At 41.0% G+C, this 19,799-nt stretch carries 14 protein-coding genes; 5 read left to right on the top strand and 9 right to left on the bottom strand.

Annotated elements, in window-relative coordinates:
- Positions 1 to 11 precede the first annotated feature (11 nt).
- Positions 12 to 3,236 (bottom strand): TonB-dependent receptor, encoded by a 3,225-nt coding sequence (locus L0657_RS02050; protein WP_235148732.1) that lies wholly within the window; start codon positions 3,234 to 3,236, stop codon positions 12 to 14.
- Between the two features lie 695 nt (positions 3,237 to 3,931).
- Between L0657_RS02050 and L0657_RS02045 the strand changes: the two genes are divergently transcribed.
- Positions 3,932 to 5,293 carry a vanadium-dependent haloperoxidase gene (locus tag L0657_RS02045; RefSeq protein WP_235148731.1) on the top strand — a complete coding sequence of 454 codons (1,362 nt, stop codon included), beginning with the start codon at positions 3,932 to 3,934 and terminating at the stop codon, positions 5,291 to 5,293.
- 191 nt (positions 5,294 to 5,484) lie between these two features.
- Here the strand turns inward: L0657_RS02045 and nadB are convergent, their stop codons facing one another.
- The 6 genes from nadB to L0657_RS02015 all read right to left on the bottom strand — a co-directional run bounded on the left by nadB (position 5,485) and on the right by L0657_RS02015 (position 12,397).
- The gene (gene nadB, locus L0657_RS02040; protein WP_235148730.1) at positions 5,485 to 7,065 is read right to left on the bottom strand and encodes an L-aspartate oxidase; all 1,581 of its coding nucleotides are present in this window, start codon (positions 7,063 to 7,065) and stop codon (positions 5,485 to 5,487) included.
- Positions 7,066 to 7,119: 54 nt separating this feature from the next.
- Positions 7,120 to 8,115 (bottom strand): quinolinate synthase NadA, encoded by a 996-nt coding sequence (gene nadA / locus L0657_RS02035; RefSeq protein ID WP_235148729.1) that lies wholly within the window; start codon positions 8,113 to 8,115, stop codon positions 7,120 to 7,122.
- A 309-nt stretch (positions 8,116 to 8,424) separates the two neighbouring features.
- Positions 8,425 to 9,846 (bottom strand): inorganic phosphate transporter, encoded by a 1,422-nt coding sequence (locus L0657_RS02030; protein WP_235148728.1) that lies wholly within the window; start codon positions 9,844 to 9,846, stop codon positions 8,425 to 8,427.
- A gap of 252 nt (positions 9,847 to 10,098) precedes the next feature.
- Positions 10,099 to 11,151 (bottom strand): 23S rRNA (adenine(2503)-C(2))-methyltransferase RlmN, encoded by a 1,053-nt coding sequence (rlmN, locus tag L0657_RS02025; RefSeq protein WP_235148727.1) that lies wholly within the window; start codon positions 11,149 to 11,151, stop codon positions 10,099 to 10,101.
- Positions 11,152 to 11,327: 176 nt separating this feature from the next.
- Positions 11,328 to 11,951: a CvpA family protein gene (locus L0657_RS02020; protein WP_310588253.1), complete on the bottom strand. Its 624-nt coding sequence runs from the start codon at positions 11,949 to 11,951 to the stop codon at positions 11,328 to 11,330.
- Positions 11,948 to 12,397, bottom strand: coding sequence for a GatB/YqeY domain-containing protein (locus L0657_RS02015; RefSeq protein WP_235148726.1), 450 nt, complete (start codon positions 12,395 to 12,397; stop codon positions 11,948 to 11,950). The genes L0657_RS02020 and L0657_RS02015 overlap by 4 nt, the downstream gene beginning before the upstream one ends.
- 233 nt (positions 12,398 to 12,630) lie before the next feature.
- Between L0657_RS02015 and L0657_RS02010 the strand changes: the two genes are divergently transcribed.
- A complete protein-coding gene (locus tag L0657_RS02010; RefSeq protein WP_235148725.1) occupies positions 12,631 to 13,350 on the top strand; it encodes a pyridoxine 5'-phosphate synthase in 720 nt (239 codons plus the stop codon).
- Between the two features lie 87 nt (positions 13,351 to 13,437).
- On the opposite strand, the gene L0657_RS02005 is transcribed toward L0657_RS02010, so the two are convergent.
- Positions 13,438 to 13,740, bottom strand: a complete 303-nt coding sequence (locus L0657_RS02005; RefSeq protein WP_235148724.1) for an SCP2 sterol-binding domain-containing protein — start codon at positions 13,738 to 13,740, stop codon at positions 13,438 to 13,440.
- Between the two features lie 167 nt (positions 13,741 to 13,907).
- Between L0657_RS02005 and L0657_RS02000 the strand changes: the two genes are divergently transcribed.
- From L0657_RS02000 to xylA, 3 genes are all read left to right on the top strand, one after another.
- Positions 13,908 to 14,390 (top strand): hypothetical protein, encoded by a 483-nt coding sequence (locus L0657_RS02000; protein ID WP_235148723.1) that lies wholly within the window; start codon positions 13,908 to 13,910, stop codon positions 14,388 to 14,390.
- A gap of 122 nt (positions 14,391 to 14,512) precedes the next feature.
- A complete protein-coding gene (locus L0657_RS01995) occupies positions 14,513 to 16,630 on the top strand; it encodes a SurA N-terminal domain-containing protein (protein WP_235148722.1) in 2,118 nt (705 codons plus the stop codon).
- A gap of 242 nt (positions 16,631 to 16,872) precedes the next feature.
- Entirely contained in the window at positions 16,873 to 18,201 is a 1,329-nt protein-coding gene (gene xylA / locus L0657_RS01990) for a xylose isomerase (protein WP_235148721.1), read from the top strand.
- A gap of 79 nt (positions 18,202 to 18,280) precedes the next feature.
- Here xylA and L0657_RS01985 read toward each other — a convergent pair whose 3' ends face one another.
- Complete coding sequence (locus L0657_RS01985) at positions 18,281 to 19,783, bottom strand: RagB/SusD family nutrient uptake outer membrane protein (protein ID WP_235148720.1); 1,503 nt, start codon at positions 19,781 to 19,783, stop codon at positions 18,281 to 18,283.
- Between the last annotated feature and the right edge of the window lie 16 nt (positions 19,784 to 19,799).

The raw sequence follows: 19,799 nt of genomic DNA, 5'->3' as shown, positions 1-19,799 counted from the left end.
ATTAATTTTCATTAAAAAGCTACACGTAAACCTGCATTGATAATTCTAGATTGTGGATAGTACTGTCCACTTGTACTTGTCGATTCCGGATCCCAAATTTTAATTTTCGAGAATGTCATAAGGTTCAGCGCGTTAACGTAAAGTCTGAACTTGCTTAATCCAAGTTTAGAACCCACTTCGGAAGGAAGATTGTAACCCAACTCAATATTCTTAACACGCAAGTAATTGTTGCTTTTAAGGAAATAATTGTTGAAGCCAGCCTGCCCTGTGTTAGTATAATACCTGTTGCCTCTATTAGTCAAACGAGGATATCTTGTATCAGGATTGTCGATCGTCCAGCGATGATCAAAATCATATTTAAGATAGTTACCAATGTCACCCGATTCTGTTAGGCCAACTAACTGAAGACCACCAGCTGCACCTTGCATTAAAATAGACAAGTCAAATGCCTTGTAGCCTAAATTAATTGAAGCACCACCCGTAAACCACGGACGCTGAACTTTTTCAGTCCTCAATCTATCATCAGCAGTAATTTTACCATCTGGAATTCCTTCAGGCCCACCAACATCTTTGAATTTCATATCTCCTGGCAAAAGCGTTCCTGCAATTTCACTGTAGTCAATAGGGTTTGCATCGATCTCTGCCTGATCCTTGAACGAACCGTCAAATTGATAAACCAGGAATGATTGATATGGCATACCAGTTGTTCTCTGATAAGAAGGAGCCCCTGGTGTTTCATCCCAATACTTAATCTGGTTTTTAGCATACCCTCCATTTACACTAACAGAGTAAGTAAGGTCATTGATGTTACCATCATAGCTTACCTTAAATTCCCATCCTTTGTTTTGTAGTTTACCTAAGTTTTGAGGTGGTAACTTGCCATCTATACCTGCGCTTGAAGGTGTAGAACCAATTTTTGGAATCAAGATTCTTGAACGGTTATTAACAAAATAATCAAATTCAAAAGCCAGTTTATCATTCAAAAGTGTTCCTTCAATACCAAAGTTCGAGTTGTTAGCCACTTCCCAGGTAAACTCTCCATTGGCAACACGTGTTTCTGACAATGTTTTCACAACCTGATCACTGATAACATATTGGCCAAAGCCCATTGTTGAAAGGTACTGATATTCCGCCAATGTTTCAGTTCCAAGGAAATAAGGCTCAGCACCCATTTGTCCCCATGATCCGCGAAGTTTTACATTGTTCAAGAAAGTAATTTTATCTTTCCAGAAACCTTCCTCAGAGATACGCCATCCTGCTGACACACCTGGAAAAAAGCCGAAACGCCCTTGTTTAGGAAAAATATAAGAGCCATCTACACGCCACAAAAATTCGGCAAGATATTTCTCTTTATAGTTGTAACCTGCACGTCCAAAATAACTTAGTCGAGCCCTGGTGTAAAGGTCAAAGTTGTCAATGTTTTGCTCAGGGGTACCACCGGCAAAAAGCTGATCTACTACCGGTGAAATAAAGTATCTGCGATAAGCGAAGAATCCATCTGCATCAACCTTCTCCCGCTGGATACCTCCCATTACATTAAAATTATGTGCTCCGATAGATTTTTCATAAGAAACCTGTCCAGTTAACTGAACAGACAATTCCTGCGAGGAGCTTTCAGTCAAACGTGGATCACTAAAAGTTGAACGTACCGCCCCAGTCAAGAATGGACTACCATCTGGTTCAAATGTTTTTTTATCCCAATAATAAAGTGTCCAAGGCTTTTGAAATGATTTCTGACGACGCATCATTTTATCTATCGCCGCCATACCAACCACTTTCAGACCAGGTACGCCAGGAACGTCAAATTCAAGGGTACCATTCGTTTGAATGTAGTCACGTTTGTCATTGTTATATCCTGTTTGGTTAGTTGTAATAAGAGCAGGATTTTGTCCATTTTCAATATCAGGACCAGGTCTTCCGTCAGGCCAAACAGCAATCTCAGTAGGTTTTCCACGCATTAGCATACGAAAAATATCACCTGCACCACCACCGTTAGGGAACTGACGGAACTCTTCGCGCAATGCCATGCCAATTTTGGCTTTTAGATACTTGTTAATTTTTGTATCCAGATTGAGACGCATATCATATTGCTTGTATCCCGTTGCCGAATTAACATAGTTCCCATCCTGGTTAATGTAACCAAGTGAAGCCAGGTAATTAATATTTTCACTACCTCCCATCAACTGAACGTTATGGCGCTGTTGAGGAGACCATTTACGGATTACTTCTCCATACCAATCGGTGTTCGGGTGGAGTAACGGGTCGCTCCCATCACGGAATTTTTGAATATCATCAGGCTGAAAAGTTGCAGTTAAAACATCCTTCGTGTCAGTTCTTGTATAGTTACCAGCTGTATTGAAACCTTGCAAAGCCCCATTCCACTGTCCGGAAGGCAGGTTATCATAAATTTGAAGTTCATTACGGATTGTTGCGTACTCGGCTGCGCTAGACATCTTTGGTAAAATAGCAGGCTGCCCCATACCAATGTTCATATCATAAGACAACTGCGGTTTACCTGATTTACCACGTTTTGTAGTAATCAAAATTACACCATTACCTGCACGAGATCCATAGATCGCTGCGGCAGCATCTTTCAAAACTGAAATACTTTCGATATCTGCAGGATTCAAACGATCCAAACCACCGCTACGGTTAGGTACACCATCCACAACGATCAAAGCATTACTGTTACCCAAAGAGTTGGTACCACGAATACGAATAGCAGAACCGTCATAACCAGGCTCACCACTTGCCTGAACAGTTGAAACACCAGGCAGTCGTCCGCCCAAAGTGTTGGAAAGGTTAGCGGAAGGAGCTTTTTCTAGTTCCGTACCTTTAACAGCAACGACCGAACCTGTTAATGTTGCTTTTTTGGCAGTACCGTAACCAACTACTACAACTTCTTCCAAAGCCTTAGTATCATTCTTCAAGGTAATGTCAATATTTGACTTATTGCCTACCTCAGTTTCCTGCGTCAGATAGCCAATAAATGAAAATACCAAAGTCGCGTTCGATGGTGTATTTACGGTGTAAGCACCATCATTGTCTGTAACCGTTCCAGCGGTTGTGCCTTTTACAACCACGCTTACGCCAGGTAATCCCTGGCCCTGTTCGTCCTTTACACTACCCTTTACAGTATTTTGGGCAAAAGCACCTACCACTGTAACGAGAATCAGAAAGAGAGAAAGAGCATACCGCGCTGTTTCACGACATGTCCATCGAGTAGAAATTCTCATAGATTAATAAATAGAAATTGATAAATAAAAAATAGGTAAAAAGTTAGAACCGAACTTCCGTGCTTGAACACGTAACGGAGGCGTTATGAAAGTCTCGCTACCGAGAGCCTGACCTACGAAGCAAATAGATTGCGTCTTACAGATAAGTAAATTTATGTTCCAAATTCATCGTTGTTTTTGGTTAAGAATGTAATTATACGTGCAAATAAATTAACAATAACTTTAAGGTCGCTAGGGTTTGTTGTGTTATTGAAACACAATTAAATTCACAAACTACATTATCATATAAAATAAGTACCAAATGACCGCTTCTACTCATAAGGATGTACAAAAAGATATTAAATACTTCACAAAAAAAAGCGTTCTTCTTATATCAATATGCATTCTTAAAAAATAACAAAAATATCAGCTGTATTTTTGCAATAATGTTGTGATTTTTGACTAAACAGATCAAATAAAACTTAGAATAATTAGAGGGATATCTGACGAGTTCTATATCCCGGAGCGAGCAGAAGAACAGTTGCTATTCAAAATCAGCGAAAAAGAATATAATATAATTCCAATCATTTATTATCTTTATTCTCTAAACTATTAAATATTTTTGAAGATATCTTAGCTATATTCGTGCAAAATATAGGCTTCTATTTAACACGCTAAACACGCCAGAGAAATTTGCTTTCCCTACTATAAATAAAATGAAATTCATAAAATCAAGTCTGCCAATATTATTATTTGCTTCATTCCTTTCCTGCCAGAAAACGTCGTCTCCGGAAGAATATAATGCAAAAGCATCGGATCCAAAACTCTTTCATGAAACAACTACGCAGTTGACGGATGTGATTATCCACGATATATTCAAACCGCCTGTTGCTGCGAGAATTTACAGTTACTCTTTTCTAGCTGCATACGAAGCAATGGTACCAGGACATAAGGATTTTCAATCACTGGCAGGCCAGATAAACAAGTTCACGCTTCCTCCAAAACCAGATACCGGCGTGGAATATTGTTTCCCGCTTGCCAGTATAAAGGCGTTTACTGTGGTTGGCCGAACACTGACATTTTCTGGCGATCTGTGGGATGGCTATGAGAAAAATCTGTTTAAAAAGTATGAAGAGATGGGTATTCCGGACGACGTTTATGAACGATCGATAGCCTATGGTGACACCGTCGCTAAACATGTTCTGGCGCATGCATCGAAGGATCATTATAAAGAAATACGCGGATTTAGGTATACAGTTACAAATGAACCAGGCACATGGGTCCCTACGCCGCCCGCATATGCAGACGCATGTGAACCGATGTGGAATACGGTCAGGACTTTCTCTCTGGATTCCGTGACGCAGTTCAGATGTCCCCCTCCGGCAAAATATGATTTAAACAAGAATAGTCCGTTTATGAAACTGACGATGGAAGTGTATGAGATGGGTAAAAATCTCACCGAGGAACAGAAAGCTACTGCATACTTTTGGGATGATAATGCATTTGTAACCAACGTGGTTGGCCATGCCATGTTTGCAAACAAAAAGATGACACCAGCCGGCCATTGGCTCGCGATTATCAAAAATGTTACTTCTGAAAAAAAACTGAACCTGATGGAAGTCAATGAAGTGTATACTTTGGGGGCGTTATCCTTGTTTGACGCTTTCGTATCTTGCTGGGATGAAAAATACCGAACCGTACGGATTCGTCCTGAAACTGTAATCAACAACAATTGGGATCCAAACTGGCGTCCGTTCCTTGAAACGCCTGCCTTCCCGGAATATGTTAGCGGACACAGCACGATTTCAGCTGCTTGCGGAACTGTGTTGACAAAGCTGATTGGTGATAATGTCGCGTTCACTGATACGACTGAAAAAAAATACGGACATGGTGTAAAATCGTTCAAGTCGTTTAAAGATGCGTATTGGGATGCATCCATCAGCCGCGTATACGGTGGAATTCATTACCGTGATGGCGTTGAAGAAGGAACGCATCTAGGAGAGAAAATCGGGGCAAATGTTTTGAATAAGGTGATTACAAGGAAATCGGGTAAAGCTGTCGCGGCGGCTGCGAAATAATATATTCAGTTTATTGCTTTGATCGGAATAATACGCGACGGCCAACGACTGACAAATTTCGGCATGAAAAAACCCAAGGTTGAAACCTTGGGTTACTAATTTGGTTGATCAAGAAAAACGAAGGTAGAAACGACAGGTTACTATTATTAGTCGATGAAAGTCTTCGCCTTTTTTTGGCAAATTTCACCAAATCAACCTTTCACATGATCCGCATTAAAATGCAATCCAATATTTTCTCGTCTTGCCATCGCCATTTTGATGATCAGATAAGAAACAGAAATCATATTCCTAAGTTCACAAATGGCAACGGATACCTTCGACTGGCGGTATAGTTCTTCATGCTCATCATGCAGCAATTCCAAGCGATCGTAAGCACGTTTCATACGGCGGTCTGTACGAACGATACCCACGTAATTCGACATAATACTGTTTAACTCACGAGTCATTTCCGTCACCAAAACATTTTCTTCCGGATGTGTCGTACCTGAATCATCCCACTCGGGAATATTGTCCGGGATGACCGCCTTGTCAAAACCTTCCAGCGTACTTTCATAGGCTCTATGCCCAAATACGACTGCCTCTAACAAAGAATTTGACGCCAGACGATTTGCTCCGTGTAAACCTGTACAGGCACATTCTCCAACTGCATACAGAAAATTAATATTTGTTCTCCCCCACTCGCTCACACGAATTCCACCACACATATAATGCTGGGCCGGGACAACAGGTATCATTTGCGTTCTCACATCAACACCTGCGTCGAGGCAATACTGCGTTATATTCGGAAAATGTTCAAGGAATTTTTCATAGTCGCAATGGCGCACATCCAGATAAACGTGATCAACGCCATTCTTCTTCATTTCCGAGTCAATGGCTCGCGCGACAATATCACGCGGCGCGAGTGAAAGCCGGTCGTCATAGAGTTCCATGAACGTACTTCCGTCCGCACGTTTCAAAATACCTCCAAAACCGCGAACTGCCTCAGAAATAAGGAACGAAGGTTTTTTCCCGGGAAGGTAAAAACTTGTCGGATGAAACTGGATAAATTCCATATTATCACAAATTCCCTTGGCACGATAGGCCATCGCGATGCCGTCGCCGGTCGCAATCGTTGGATTGGTGGTGCTTTGATAAATATTACCAATTCCGCCCGTTGCCAGCATTGTTGTTTTCGCGAGAAACTTCTCAACCTTTCCTGAAACACGGTTCAGAACATAAGCTCCAAAACATTTGATATCTTCCCGATAGCGGTAAACAGTTTCACCCAAATGATGCTGTGTGATAAGTTCAACGGCATAATAATGCGTGAAAATTTCAATGTTCTTATGCCGTTTTACTTCTTCCAGTAAAGCCCGCTCTATTTCTGCCCCGGTAATATCTTTGAAATGCAAAATGCGGTTATCCGAATGGCCGCCTTCTTTGGCAAGATCATAGTTCCCTTCCGGTTCTTTGTCAAAACGGGTTCCATAGTCAATTAACTCCTGAATACGCTCAGGTGCTTCTTTGACAACAATTTCAACAATATCCGGTTTATTGATACCGTCTCCCGCATCCATGGTATCATGAATATGTTTTTCAAAAGAATCTGATTTATCCCAAACGACGGCTATCCCACCCTGTGCATATTTCGTGTTGGTTTCGTCGGCTTGCACTTTCGTAATTACTGCAATGGAAACAGGTTCCTGGGTATTTTCAAAGTGTCGTGCCAGTTTTGCAGCATAACTGAGTCCGGCAATACCGGAACCGACGATCAGGAAATCAAACTGAGGCATAAGTTATTAATAAACGTATTTCACTAATTTAAATGAAAAGGTATAAGCAAGAAATCAGATTCCTTTACTTAGTTCCAGCATTCTGTTCACCGATTCAAACGCTTTCAAACGAATATCTTCAGGAACAAAAATTTCCGGCTGTTCGTAATACAAAGCGTTGTAAACTTTTTCCAGCGTATTCATTTTCATGTAAGGACACTCTGAACAAGCGCAGGTATTGTTATCGGAGCCAGGTGCTGGGATCAGTTTTTTATGCGGAACGGCCTGTTTCATTTTATGCAAAATCCCAGCTTCCGTTGCCACAATAAATTTATCATGATCAGATTCCTGAACAAACTTCAAAAGCCCTGTTGTGGAACTTACAAAGTCTGATTGCAACAAAATATCTTCCTTACATTCCGGATGAGCAATCAGCAAAGCATCCGGATTTTCTTTTCGAAGCTCAGCCAGTTTTTCACGGGAAATATCAATGTGGACAATACATGCGCCATCCCACAAAACCATATCCCGGCCTGTTTTTTGAGAAACATATCTTCCAAGATTTGCATCAGGGGCAAAAATAATTTTCTGGTCTTTTGGCAGGCTGTTTACAATTTGTAAAGCATTGGACGAAGTACAAACAATATCAGTAAGGGCCTTGATTTCAGCAGAACAGTTGATATAACTGATTACGATATGATCAGGATATTGTGCTTTAAATTCAGCGAACTTATCAGCAGGAGCTGAGTCAGCGAGCGAACAACCAGCATTTAGGTCCGGGATAACTACTTTTTTGTTCGGACTCAATATTTTGGCGGTTTCACCCATGAAGTGTACGCCACAGAAAATGATCATATCCGCTTCTGTTGCGGCAGCCTGTTGTGATAAACCTAAACTGTCACCGATATAATCTGCCAAATCCTGAATTTCTGCATCTACGTAATAATGTGCAAGAATGACCGCATTTTTCTCCTTTTTCAATCGGTTAATTTCAGCAATCAAATCAATATCTTCTGCGATCGCTTCAGTAACAAAACCGTAACGCGCTACTTGCTCTTCAATGGTTGTCATTATGGTGAATAATTGGCTTTTTGTTGATTGATAAAAATCCAGTCCGAATTACGAGAATATACTTTTCAAAACCAAAGAATCCAGCTGACCGGATTTATGTCCAAAATAGAAACACGATTTTCTTTAATCTGGTTTAAGGCAAAATAAAAAACTTCTCCCGTTGTACTTGCTCACTATTTAACTCTGATTTACAAGAAACGAAGAAACCGTCTCGTGAATAAACACAAGACGGTTTCAGTATATTTTAGGATGGATAATTTAAATGTTAATCAACCAAACTAATTGCTAAAACCTAATAGCCAACAGCCATTAAAGTATCCAGCGGAAGAAGGCGTATAACGTACCGGACAAAAACATAGTCACAGGCAACGTCAATATCCAGGCGATTACAATATTCCGGATCGTTCCAGCTTGTAAGTTTTTAACCCCTTTACTTGCCACCATCGAACCGGCGATACCGGATGAGAGTACGTGTGTTGTACTCACCGGAAGTCCAAGATAGGATGAGACACCAATGGTACTTGCAGCAACTAATTCAGCAGATGCACCCTGTGCATAAGTCAAATGCTGCTTACCGATTTTCTCACCGATGGTTACCACAATTCTTTTCCAACCTACCATTGTTCCCAAACCAAGGGAAAGCGAGATCATTAAAATAACCCAGTCAGGTGCGTAATCTGTAAATCTTCTGATCCCTTTTTCGCCTCCTGCCTGTCCTTTCAAAAACTCAGTATCAGCAGAATTAAGATTTGCATCTCCGTTTTCAAGGATTGTTTTCGTATTACGGCTGATCAGAAGCAACGATTTCCGTGCGTTCATTCGCACTTCCTTCGGCAACTTATTGTCAACCATAGGTTTGTTCAGCTGGATAGTTAGTAAAGCGATTTCTGACTTAATTGTATGCCAATGTTCACGATCTGACGCAGATAGTCCGACGGTGTCGATACGTCCGATTGTCTCGTCAATTCTGGCAAGCTCAGTTTTCATTTCAACCGGATTAATACTGTTATCCAGAGCAAAATGTGCAGGAACAATTCCAATCAGGATCAACATTACAAGGCCCACTCCTTTTTGACCATCATTAGATCCGTGAAAGAAACTTACAAGGGTACAGGTAGTAACCAAAATGGCGCGAATCCAGATCGGCGGCGGCGTATTTTTTTGAGGTTCACTGAACACAACGTCACGAAGAGGTTTCGAAAGCGCCCGGCGAAGGATGAACATAATGATGATCGCAAGGGCAAAACCGAAGATCGGAGAAGTTAAAAGAGAGGTAAAAAGTTCTTGTGCTTTTGACCAGTTTACACCGGCACCGTGTGTATTTTCGGGCATAAACGTAAACGCAAGACCAACACCAAGAATGGAGCCTATCAAAGTATGTGAACTGGAACTCGGAAGTCCAAACCACCATGTTCCAAGGTTCCAGATAATCGCACTGAAAAGCAAAGAAAAAACCATAGCAACGCTATGATAGACATTCTGATCAATCAGTAATTCGACTGGCAGCAGGTTTACAATACCCATTGCAACTGCAATTCCACCAAAAAAAACACCTAAAAAGTTACAGAAACCGGACCACATTACTGCGATATTTGGTTTCAGGGAATTCGTATAAATTACGGTAGCGACGGCATTGGCCGTATCGTGGAAACCGTTTACAAATTCAAATGCACAAGCCGCTAAAAGACTAAAAGCGAGAAGGAGAAAAATGTCGGTTTCAAGACCAAACATAGGTAGCGTATAAGTTTACTTTATAAAACTCACTTTAATGGTCGTTGCAGAAGTGATATGTTTCGGCAAGCATTCCGGTTAGGTAAGAACATGATTTCGAGGCAAAACTACTGATTCTTTACAAGTGCAATGTTAAGAAATTGTTAAGTAAATTCATATTTGCGTTAATAAAGTGCTTCTATTCAGCCAATGTTTTAATTGATAAAACCATCGGGTGACTAAATCAGATTTTAACAAGAAAAAGTGTAATGTTCAATTTCCTTCTTTATTGGCAAGCTGTCCGCAGGCTGCGTCAATGTCTTTCCCACGGCTTCTGCGCACATGAACAGAAACACCTTTTTCTTCCAGAAAAGCAGCAAATTGATCCAGACGATCAGCACCGGTATTCGTAAAATCTGCTTCGGCGATCGGGTTGTATTCGATGATGTTTACGCGTGCCGGTACACGTTTGGTAAACTCCCAAAGCTCTTTTGCATCCTGCAAAGTATCATTGAAGTTATTGAAAACAATATATTCGAAAGTAATCCGGTTCCCTGTTTTCTTATAAAAATAATTAAGTGCCTCAGCCAGATTATCAAGCGAATTAGATTCGTTAATTGGCATGATACGGTTACGTTTTTCGTCATTTGCCGCATGCAAAGAAAGCGCAAGACGGAAACGAACTTCATCGTCGCCCAGTTTTTTAATCATTTTGGCGATCCCGGCTGTCGAAACTGTGATGCGCCTTGGCGACATATTAAGGCCTTCCGGCGAGGTAATATGTTCAATTGATTTTAGAACAGCCGTATAGTTTAATAGCGGCTCACCCATACCCATATACACGATATTAGTAAGGGGAGCCTTGAAACTCGCTTCTGCCTGGCGTGCAATGGCTACAACCTGATCATAAATTTCAGCGGCGTCAAGATTTCTCTTACGCTCCATATAGCCAGTCGCGCAGAATTTGCAGGTCAGTGAACAACCCACCTGGCTGCTCACGCATGCTGTCATACGGTCAGAGGCAGGTATTAAAACACCTTCCACCAAATGGCCGTCGAATAATTTAAAAGCAGATTTTACAGTACCATCATTACTTTGCTGTTGTTTGGCAACAGTCATCGCATTGATTACAAAGTGTTCGTCGATGAGTTGTCTGGTTGCCAGGGACAGGTTTGTCATTTGAGCAAAAGATGATGCCGATTTTTTCCATATCCACTCATAGATCTGTTTCGCACGGAAAGCCTTTTCTCCATGTTCTGCCATCCAGTTTTTCAACTGATCAACACTTAACTTCCTTATATCCTGCTTTTCTTGTACTTCAACCATTATTTTTATAACTATTGGTCACCGCTTATTTTGAAGGTAACCGTATTTACTGCAAAGGTACTGAATATCAATCTTTAAAAGAATTATCCGGCCTCAGATTGATGTTCCGCATACGATTATTTTATCCAGTTAATGAAAGATTTGTTAATCGAAAAGAAACACCGTTTTACGAAAAATCATTCGTCTATGCGTTCAGAATTATCTTTTTTGTTATCTGATTCACCTTCATCATCAGAATATTCATCTTCACTTTCTTTATCCTTTTTCTCATCATCCAAATATTCTGATTTCCAGTCCTTAATCAGTTCACTGCCTTCCGGCATTAAAGTAAGTGCTTTTGTAATCACATTGGGAGCGACCGGAATGACAAGCGGATAAAGCCAGGTATCATTTGTACGGTGTTCAGGAATTTTCACACCGATGGTATTGACAAGCCAGAAAAATACACTGATCCCGAAAACCCAGGTAAAAATACCAACCATTGCGCCGGCGAAACTGTCGAAGGTTCCCAGAATTGAGTAACGCAACGAACGCCGGATTCGGTAACCGAATTGGTTCAGCAAAAATATGGTTGGAAAAAATACGGCTGAAAAACCTATATATGGAAGGATTTTTCTTGCGGTACCGTCACTGAAATAAGGCGTGAGAACTTCCATTCCCAGGCCCAGAAATTTAAAACCGAGGATCATGGCTACCACAAGGCCCGCTATGCCGATAATTTCGATAAGCAAACCCTTACGGTAACCATGTAAAGCTCCCCAAAGTAATGGAATCAGGATAAGAATATCCAATAACTTCATGCGAGCAAACTCTTTACTAATGCCGAAACAACACGACCGTCAGCCTGGCCGGCAAGTTCCTTCGTTGCTGCACCCATTACCTTACCCATATCCGAAGGGCCCGTTGCGCCAACGCGAGAAATAATTTCTTTTAGTTTGGCCGTAACTTCTTCTTCTGATAATTGTTTTGGCAAAAACTGCTCGATGATCGCGAGCTCAGCTTCTTCCTTTTCCAAAAGGTCGGGGCGATTTTGTGTTTTGTAAATATCTGCTGATTCTCTGCGTTGTTTTGCAGCTTTTGTAAGCAACTTCAATTCGTCGTCAGCAGTTAATTCTCCTGATGCACCGCCTTTTGTTTCTTCCAGCAAAATCAATGATTTGATTGCACGTAAAGCGCGCAAAGTGTCCTGATCTTTTGCCCTCATGGCATCTTTAATACCTGATTCAACCTGAATTTTTAGTGACATATGTTTAATGAATGAATTTTGAATGTGAGAATATTAATGAATAAATGAGTTAATTTAGAATGAGCAATGTTAAATTTGTCATTAAAGGCGCAAAGTTACACGAATCAATGATAGAATTTTGAATGAGTGAATGATAGAATGAATAACCAAGGGTTTTGCATCACATTCTATCATTCAAAATTCTACCATTCAAAATTCAATCATTCTATCAATCTATCATTAAAAACTTCAACATGACTCGTCTCAGCGTCAACATTAACAAAATAGCTACACTTCGGAATTCTCGCGGAGGCGACAATCCCAATGTCCTGAAAGTGGCTCTGGATTGTGAGCGTTTTGGCGCGCAAGGCATTACTGTGCACCCCCGCCCGGATGAGCGGCATATTCGTTATCAGGATGTTTACGATTTAAAAGAAGTTGTAACAACAGAATTCAATATCGAAGGAAATCCCTCGGAGCGAAAATTTATAGATCTGGTACTTGCCACAAAACCTGACCAGGTAACACTCGTGCCGGACGCTCTTGGCGCGATAACTTCCAACGCTGGCTGGGATACTATCACAAACCGAAATCTTTTAACTGAGCTGATTCAGGAATTTAAGAAAGAAAACATACGCGTTTCAGTATTTGTCGATCCTGATCCGGATATGGTTGAAGGCGCAAAGATCTGCGGAGCTGACCGCGTTGAATTATATACAGAACCTTACGCAGCGCATTATTTCGAGAACAGGCAAAAGGCCGTTATACCATTTGTTCTGGCGGCAGAGAAAGCAAAAGAAGTTGGTTTGGGCTTAAACGCTGGACATGACCTAAGTCTGGACAACCTGCACTTCCTGAAACAATGTATTCCTTGGATGGATGAAGTTTCCATCGGCCATGCATTAATTTCCGATGCCTTATATTTAGGTTTAGAAAATACGATCCAGATGTATCTTCGGGAATTGGAGCTTTAACTTGGGCGATAAAAAAAGGAGTCTGGATTCAAGCGGAATTACCGCTCGAATCCAGACTCCTTTTTCACGAAAACATTTTCCGGGATATTACTTACCCCCAAAAGTTTCAGCGATTTTCATCGCGACACCCATATCTCCGTCGATTTTGAGCTTGCCCATCATATAGGCCATCATCGCATTCAGGTCGCCGTCCAATAATTTCAAAGCATTTTTTGTAGAAATTTCAAATGTGCAGTCTGCATCCAGGTCTTCGTTAGACACAGTATTCGGCACAACTTTGCTATTTATGAAAACATTTCCTTCGTCTGTTTTGAATTTAACTGTTGCGTCAAGGCCGCTATCCGTGCCCAGCATGCTGGTAACGCGTTCAGTCAGAATTTGTAGGCTCATAATTTACCAGGCTCCCGTTAGATGTAAAATTGATATTTTGAAATTATAATTGTAAAAGTATGTTCACTTATAAGAATATTCAAATGCTTTTGGTGTTTTCATCGAAATCCACAAATTTTACATCCCGATATTGACAACTGTCATTACATTATTTTTATTATTGCCCAATGAATGCTCCAACTCCACGCCCAACAGTGCTTACTGTGCTTTGCATACTTACTTTTTTAAGTTCTATTTCCGGCTTATGGACACAATCTGAACGACTTTGGAATCCGGGTGTGGTGGCCGACAAGACGCGCGAGCTTTTTCAAAGTGCCCGTGAAAAACTTGAAGAACAACCATCACAAGCAGATACCAAAACGGTTGATCGTTTACTAGAATCCGTAATTCAACGGACAACGCCAGACATGATCAGGAAAAGTGCTGTCATCATGCTTATTTTTGAATCACTTACTTTATATGCTGCCTATTTAATGTGGAACTTGAAAAAGCTGGGATTTTACCTCTATCTGGGTGGAATGGTTGTTGCTTTTCTGGGATCGGTACTTGTTATTGGTGGCTGGTTAGGCGTAGTAACCGGATTGGCAGGAATATTTTTCAGCTCGATCATGTGCATAATTTATGCCTTCAATTTGAAGTATTTAGAATAAAATAGTGGAAATCCAGCAAATATTTCGGTGATTCGTTTGCAAATATCAATTATCAATTATAAATCCCTCTTGCATTCCACGCAGAAAAGATTTTATTTTGCGGGTCTAATTCAAAAATAGAAATGGCTTTAATTAACAAAATCAGAGAGAAATCCGGAGTTGCTGTCACAGTAATCGCAATCAGTTTGATCTTATTTATGGTGGGTGGTGACCTTTTAGGCCCAAACTCTTTCTTAGGAGGAAATAACAACCAAACTGTTGGTGAGATTGCTGGTAAAGAAATCAATATCAAAGACTTTCAGACCAGGGTCGATGGGTTTCGTCAGAACTATGAGGCGCAGTCGGGCCGCAGTTTGAATGAAAATGAACTAGCTTCATTACGCGACCAGGCATGGAATCAATTCATTGTTGACATTGCTTACAAAAAACAATTTGACGAGCTTGGGCTAGCGGTTACAGATGAAGAATTAGTGGATATGGTGCAGGGAAATCACATCAGCCCTTCAATTCTTCAGGCGTTTTCTGATCCAACATCTGGTCGTTTTGATAAATCCGCTGTTATTAACTACCTGAAAAACTTAAAGACGTTACCTGTTGAGCAACAAAAATCATGGACTAGTTTTGAAACGAGTCTTCGTGAAGAGCGCATTCGCAGCAAATACGAAAACCTTTTGAAGCTGTCTACCTACATAACTAAGGCGCAAGCTGAAAAAGAATATGTTGCGCAAAACACAAAAGCAACGACACGTTATTTATATGTTCCTTATTTCTCAATCGTAGACACTACGATTAAAGTAACTGATTCTCAGCTTGAAACTTATTTAAGTGCTCACCGCTCAGAATATAAAGGAACCGATACACGTTCAATCGAATATGTCAGCTTTCCGGTTCAGCCAGCGAAAGACGATAGTACCGCACTTTACAATGAAATTAAAGAATTGGCTCGTGGACTTGCTACGGCACAAAATGATTCTTCTTACGCAAAAATGAATTCAGACATTCCGTTGCCGATGAATATGTCATTAGCCAACATGTCTGATCAGTTAAAAGAAGCTGTAAAATCATTCGTACCTGGTGGCGTTTACGGTCCATACCGCGAAGGAAATACTTACTTCATCTATAAATATGATGGAACTCGTACGGATACTGTATCTTCTGCAAAAGCAAGTCATATTCTTATCAGAGCAGAAAATCAGTCAGACACAGCTAAGGCTGCGGCTCGTGTTCGTGCAGAAGGAATTCTTGCCCAGATTCGTTCTGGTGCTAATTTCGAAGCTTTGGCAGCAACGTCAAGTGCAGACCCGGGTTCAGCGCAACGTGGTGGTGACTTAGGATATTTTCAGAACAATGGCGCAATGGTTAAACCATTTGAAGATGCGGTTTTCTCTGCAAGTGCTCCTGGCTTGATCCCGAGATTAATCGAAAGCCAGTTTGGCTTCCATATTATCAAGGTAACAGCAACTAAAAATAATACGTTGTACCGTATCGCTGCGATTGGAAAAACAATTGCTCCAAGCCAGGCTACACGTGACGAAGCATACCGCAAAGCCGACGAGTTTGCTAATTCGGTAAAAACAAAAGAACAGTTTAACGAAGCTGTTAAAAAGAATAAAGGACTTGTTGTAGCAACAGCTAACCGTGTTCCTGAAAGCGCTACGAATATCAATGCGATACAAAATGGCCGCGAAATTGTTCGCTGGGCATTTAAAGAAGACACGAAGATCAATAACGTTTCTCAGGTTTTTGAAACAGAGGAACAATATATCGTTGCTGTACTTACAGGAAAATCAGATCAGGAAAACGTTAAAGTGGACGACTTCCGTGACGAGCTTACAACCAAAGTTCGCAACGAATTGAAAGCTGAGCAGATCACTGCAAAACTTAAAGGAGCAACAGGCGATCTTGAAACGATAGCTAAAAAATACGGTGCAGGTGCTTTGATTGAAACTGCAAATGATATTTCTCTTGCAACAGGTTTCTTAACCAGCGCAGGTTTTGATCCAATCGCATTAGGTAAGGTATTTGGCCTGAAAGCTGGTCAGAAAACAGGTGTATTTACCGGCGAAAACGGTGTGTTCATCATGGAGCTGATCAACAAAACGGATGCTCCAAAAATTGCCGATTTCACTCAGAATAAAACGCAGCTTACCCAATCGTTGGAAAGCCGTTCTTCTTACCTTGTGAACGAAGCAATTCGTGAGAATGCTAAAATAGTTGATCGTCGCGCTAAATTCTTCTAAGAGAAAAAGCCGTTCAGAATACATGAAAAGGGTTGCGAAAATATTTCGCAACCCTTTTTTCATTATGCTTTCAATTTTTTCAAAAAAAAGTGATAGTATTGCAGTAAAAATTGTCAATAGTACACTTAATAAAAAAGAGGCAGTAAAAAGTATGATCCGGAGAACAATAGCTTTATAATTTGTGATCTGTAAACACCCTTTACCTAGACCTTATCATTTAAAAACCATTAACACAAACCGCAATGAGCATACTACTTGGAGAAGAGGAGTATTTTAAAGGAATCGGGAAAATCGCTTACGAAGGACCGGAATCGACAAACCCGTTAGCATACCGCTGGTATGACGAAAATCGTATCGTTGCTGGTAAAAGCATGAAAGAGCATCTTCGTTTTGCTGTTGCTTACTGGCATACGTTCTGTGGAAATGGTGGTGATCCTTTCGGAGGACAAACATTATTTTACCCATGGGATAAAAAAGCAGATGCTGTTGACCGCGCAAAAGACAAAGCAGATGCTGCATTTGAATTGATCACAAAACTTGGATTGCCTTATTACTGTTTCCATGATGTTGACGTAGTAGATTATACTGACGACGTTCGCAGCAATGAAAAACGTCTTCAGACTTTGACACAATATCTTGCGCAAAAGCAAAAAGATTCAGGTGTTAAATTACTTTGGGGAACAGCTAACTTGTTCAGTCACCATCGTTATATGAATGGTGCCTCAACCAACCCGGATTTTGACGTGGTTTCTCACGCTGCGGCACAGATCAAAATTGCTTTGGACGCAACGATCGCTTTGGGCGGAGAAAATTACGTGTTCTGGGGAGGTCGTGAAGGTTATATGACGCTCCTTAATACAGACATGAAACGCGAGCAGGAGCATTTTGCTCAGATGCTTAAAATGTCTGTGGCGTATGCACGTTCAAATGGCTTCAAAGGTAAATTCTTTATCGAACCAAAACCTTGCGAGCCAACGAAACATCAGTATGATTACGATGCTGCAACGGTAATTGGATTCCTTCGCCAGCATGATCTTCTTGCAGATTTCTCCCTGAACCTTGAAGTGAATCACGCTACGTTGGCAGGACATACGTTCGAACATGAGTTGCAGGTTGCAGCGGATGCAGGACTTTTGGGTTCAATCGATGCGAACCGTGGAGACTACCAAAATGGTTGGGATACAGATCAGTTCCCTAACGATATCGCTGAGTGGACAAAAGCATTGTTAGTAATTTTGCAGGCTGGCGGATTGCAAGGCGGTGGTATTAACTTCGATGCAAAACGTCGTCGTAACTCAACGGATGTTGCGGACGTTTTCCATGCACATATCGGTGGTATTGATGTGGTTGCAAGAGCTCTGGTTATTGCTGACAATATTATCCAGAATGGTGAATATGACAAAATCCGCACGGACCGTTATGCAAGTTTTGATTCAGGAAAAGGTGCTGAATTTGAAACTGGTAAACTTGGTCTGGCAGATCTTTTTGAACTGGCAGCAGCAAAAGGCGAACCAGCTATAATTTCAGGAAAACAAGAATATCTTGAAAATCTGATTAACCGTTTTATCTAGAACTTGTTATCTCAATAAGGTAAATAACCAAAAAAGCCATTGACCGAAATCAATGGCTTTTTTGGTTATAAAAGTATTTTTAGTATCCTGTATTCTGTTTCAGATTTGTATTATTTCTGACCTCACTTGTTGGTAAGGGAAACAAAAGTTCTCTTGCTGTAACGACCGGACCGTAGGTGAATTTGTGTCCCACGTAATCATCAAATTGTTTTGTGGTTACATTAAAAGCTTTGCGAAGCCGAACCATGTCAAACCAGGTGATATTTTCAAAACACAGTTCATACCATCTTTCTTTCCAGACAGCCTCACGCAACTGATCTTTTGACAAGCCGGCAAGGTTGGGCAATTGTGCTCTCGTCCTGGTTGCATTCACTGCCTCATAAGCTTTTGCAGTTGGTCCGCTTACCTCATTGGACGCCTCTGCATACATCAGCAAAACATCAGCATAACGGATCACTGGCCAGTTCAAATCACTGTTTGCAGTACTTGTCTGCGCTACGTTGTCAAAATGCTTGTAGATAAAGTAGCCGCCTAAATCCACTTCCTGATTCCGATTGGTTTCGTTGGTGAATTTTGTAAAAAAGAATTGTTTTTCTTTTACACGAAGGTCAGCGGGATCGTATGATTTCACAAAATCTGCTGTTGCATAAATCCCTCCCGTTTCATCTGAATACTGGGAGATATTTTTGTTGTAGGGAATAATGGACACCTGCCAGTTAGATGGAAGAATTTGTGTCCGGAATTGGATCATAAAAATATTCTCATCAACATTTTTCTTGGCAGGGTTATGCAGATCGTCGTATGTTGTGAACAACCGGAATTGTTTAGAATCAATCACCTCTCCCGCTTTCTGAGCTGCCAAAGTGTAATATTCAGCACCTTTCTGTAAGGGATAACCTGCCATAGTAAGATAAACCTTTGCAAGTAAAGACTTGACAGCACCGGTACTAACTTTTCCAGTTGCGTCCGTCCATGGCAATCCGGCGGCTTCTGCCAATTTAAGATCTTCCACAATAAAGTTATAAACATCTTCCACGGGCGCCGCGGCCGGTCTTAATTGCTCCGATTGAAGCGAAGTTGGTTCAGTAATCAAAGGTATGTTACCAAACATCTGAACCAGGTTAAAATAGTAAAAAGCTCTCAGGAAATAGGCCTCACCCATCAGCTTCTTAGATTCCACAGCGTCCATGGAAATGGTCGGAACTTTGGAAATGGAAAGATTAGCGTTACCAATTCCCCGGTAGTATGAAGCCCAATAGTTTTGACCATAGCTATTATCAGAAGTATTTCTTAAATCTTTAATAAAGTAACTATTAACAGCCTGTCCTAAATCCGTAGCAGCTAACCCTGTCGCAAACTCAGTCATCATCCATGGCCCGCCGCCAAAACCGCTGCCAAGGGGGTCACGCATACTTGCGTAAATTGCATTAACAGAACTCCGGGCATGCTCCGGCTTAGTAAAATAATTCTCTACCGTAAAACTGCTGGGATCCGATTCATTCAAAAAATCCGAGCAACTGGTGAAGTACATGGTACCTGCTAACAATAGCAGAAGTTTATATTTTTTGGAAATTCGGTTCATCACTTTTTAAGTTAAA

The organism is Dyadobacter sp. CY345, assembly GCF_021502725.1.
Classification (GTDB): Bacteria; Bacteroidota; Bacteroidia; order Cytophagales; family Spirosomataceae; genus Dyadobacter.
This window is presented reverse-complemented; position numbering and strand designations above follow the sequence as displayed.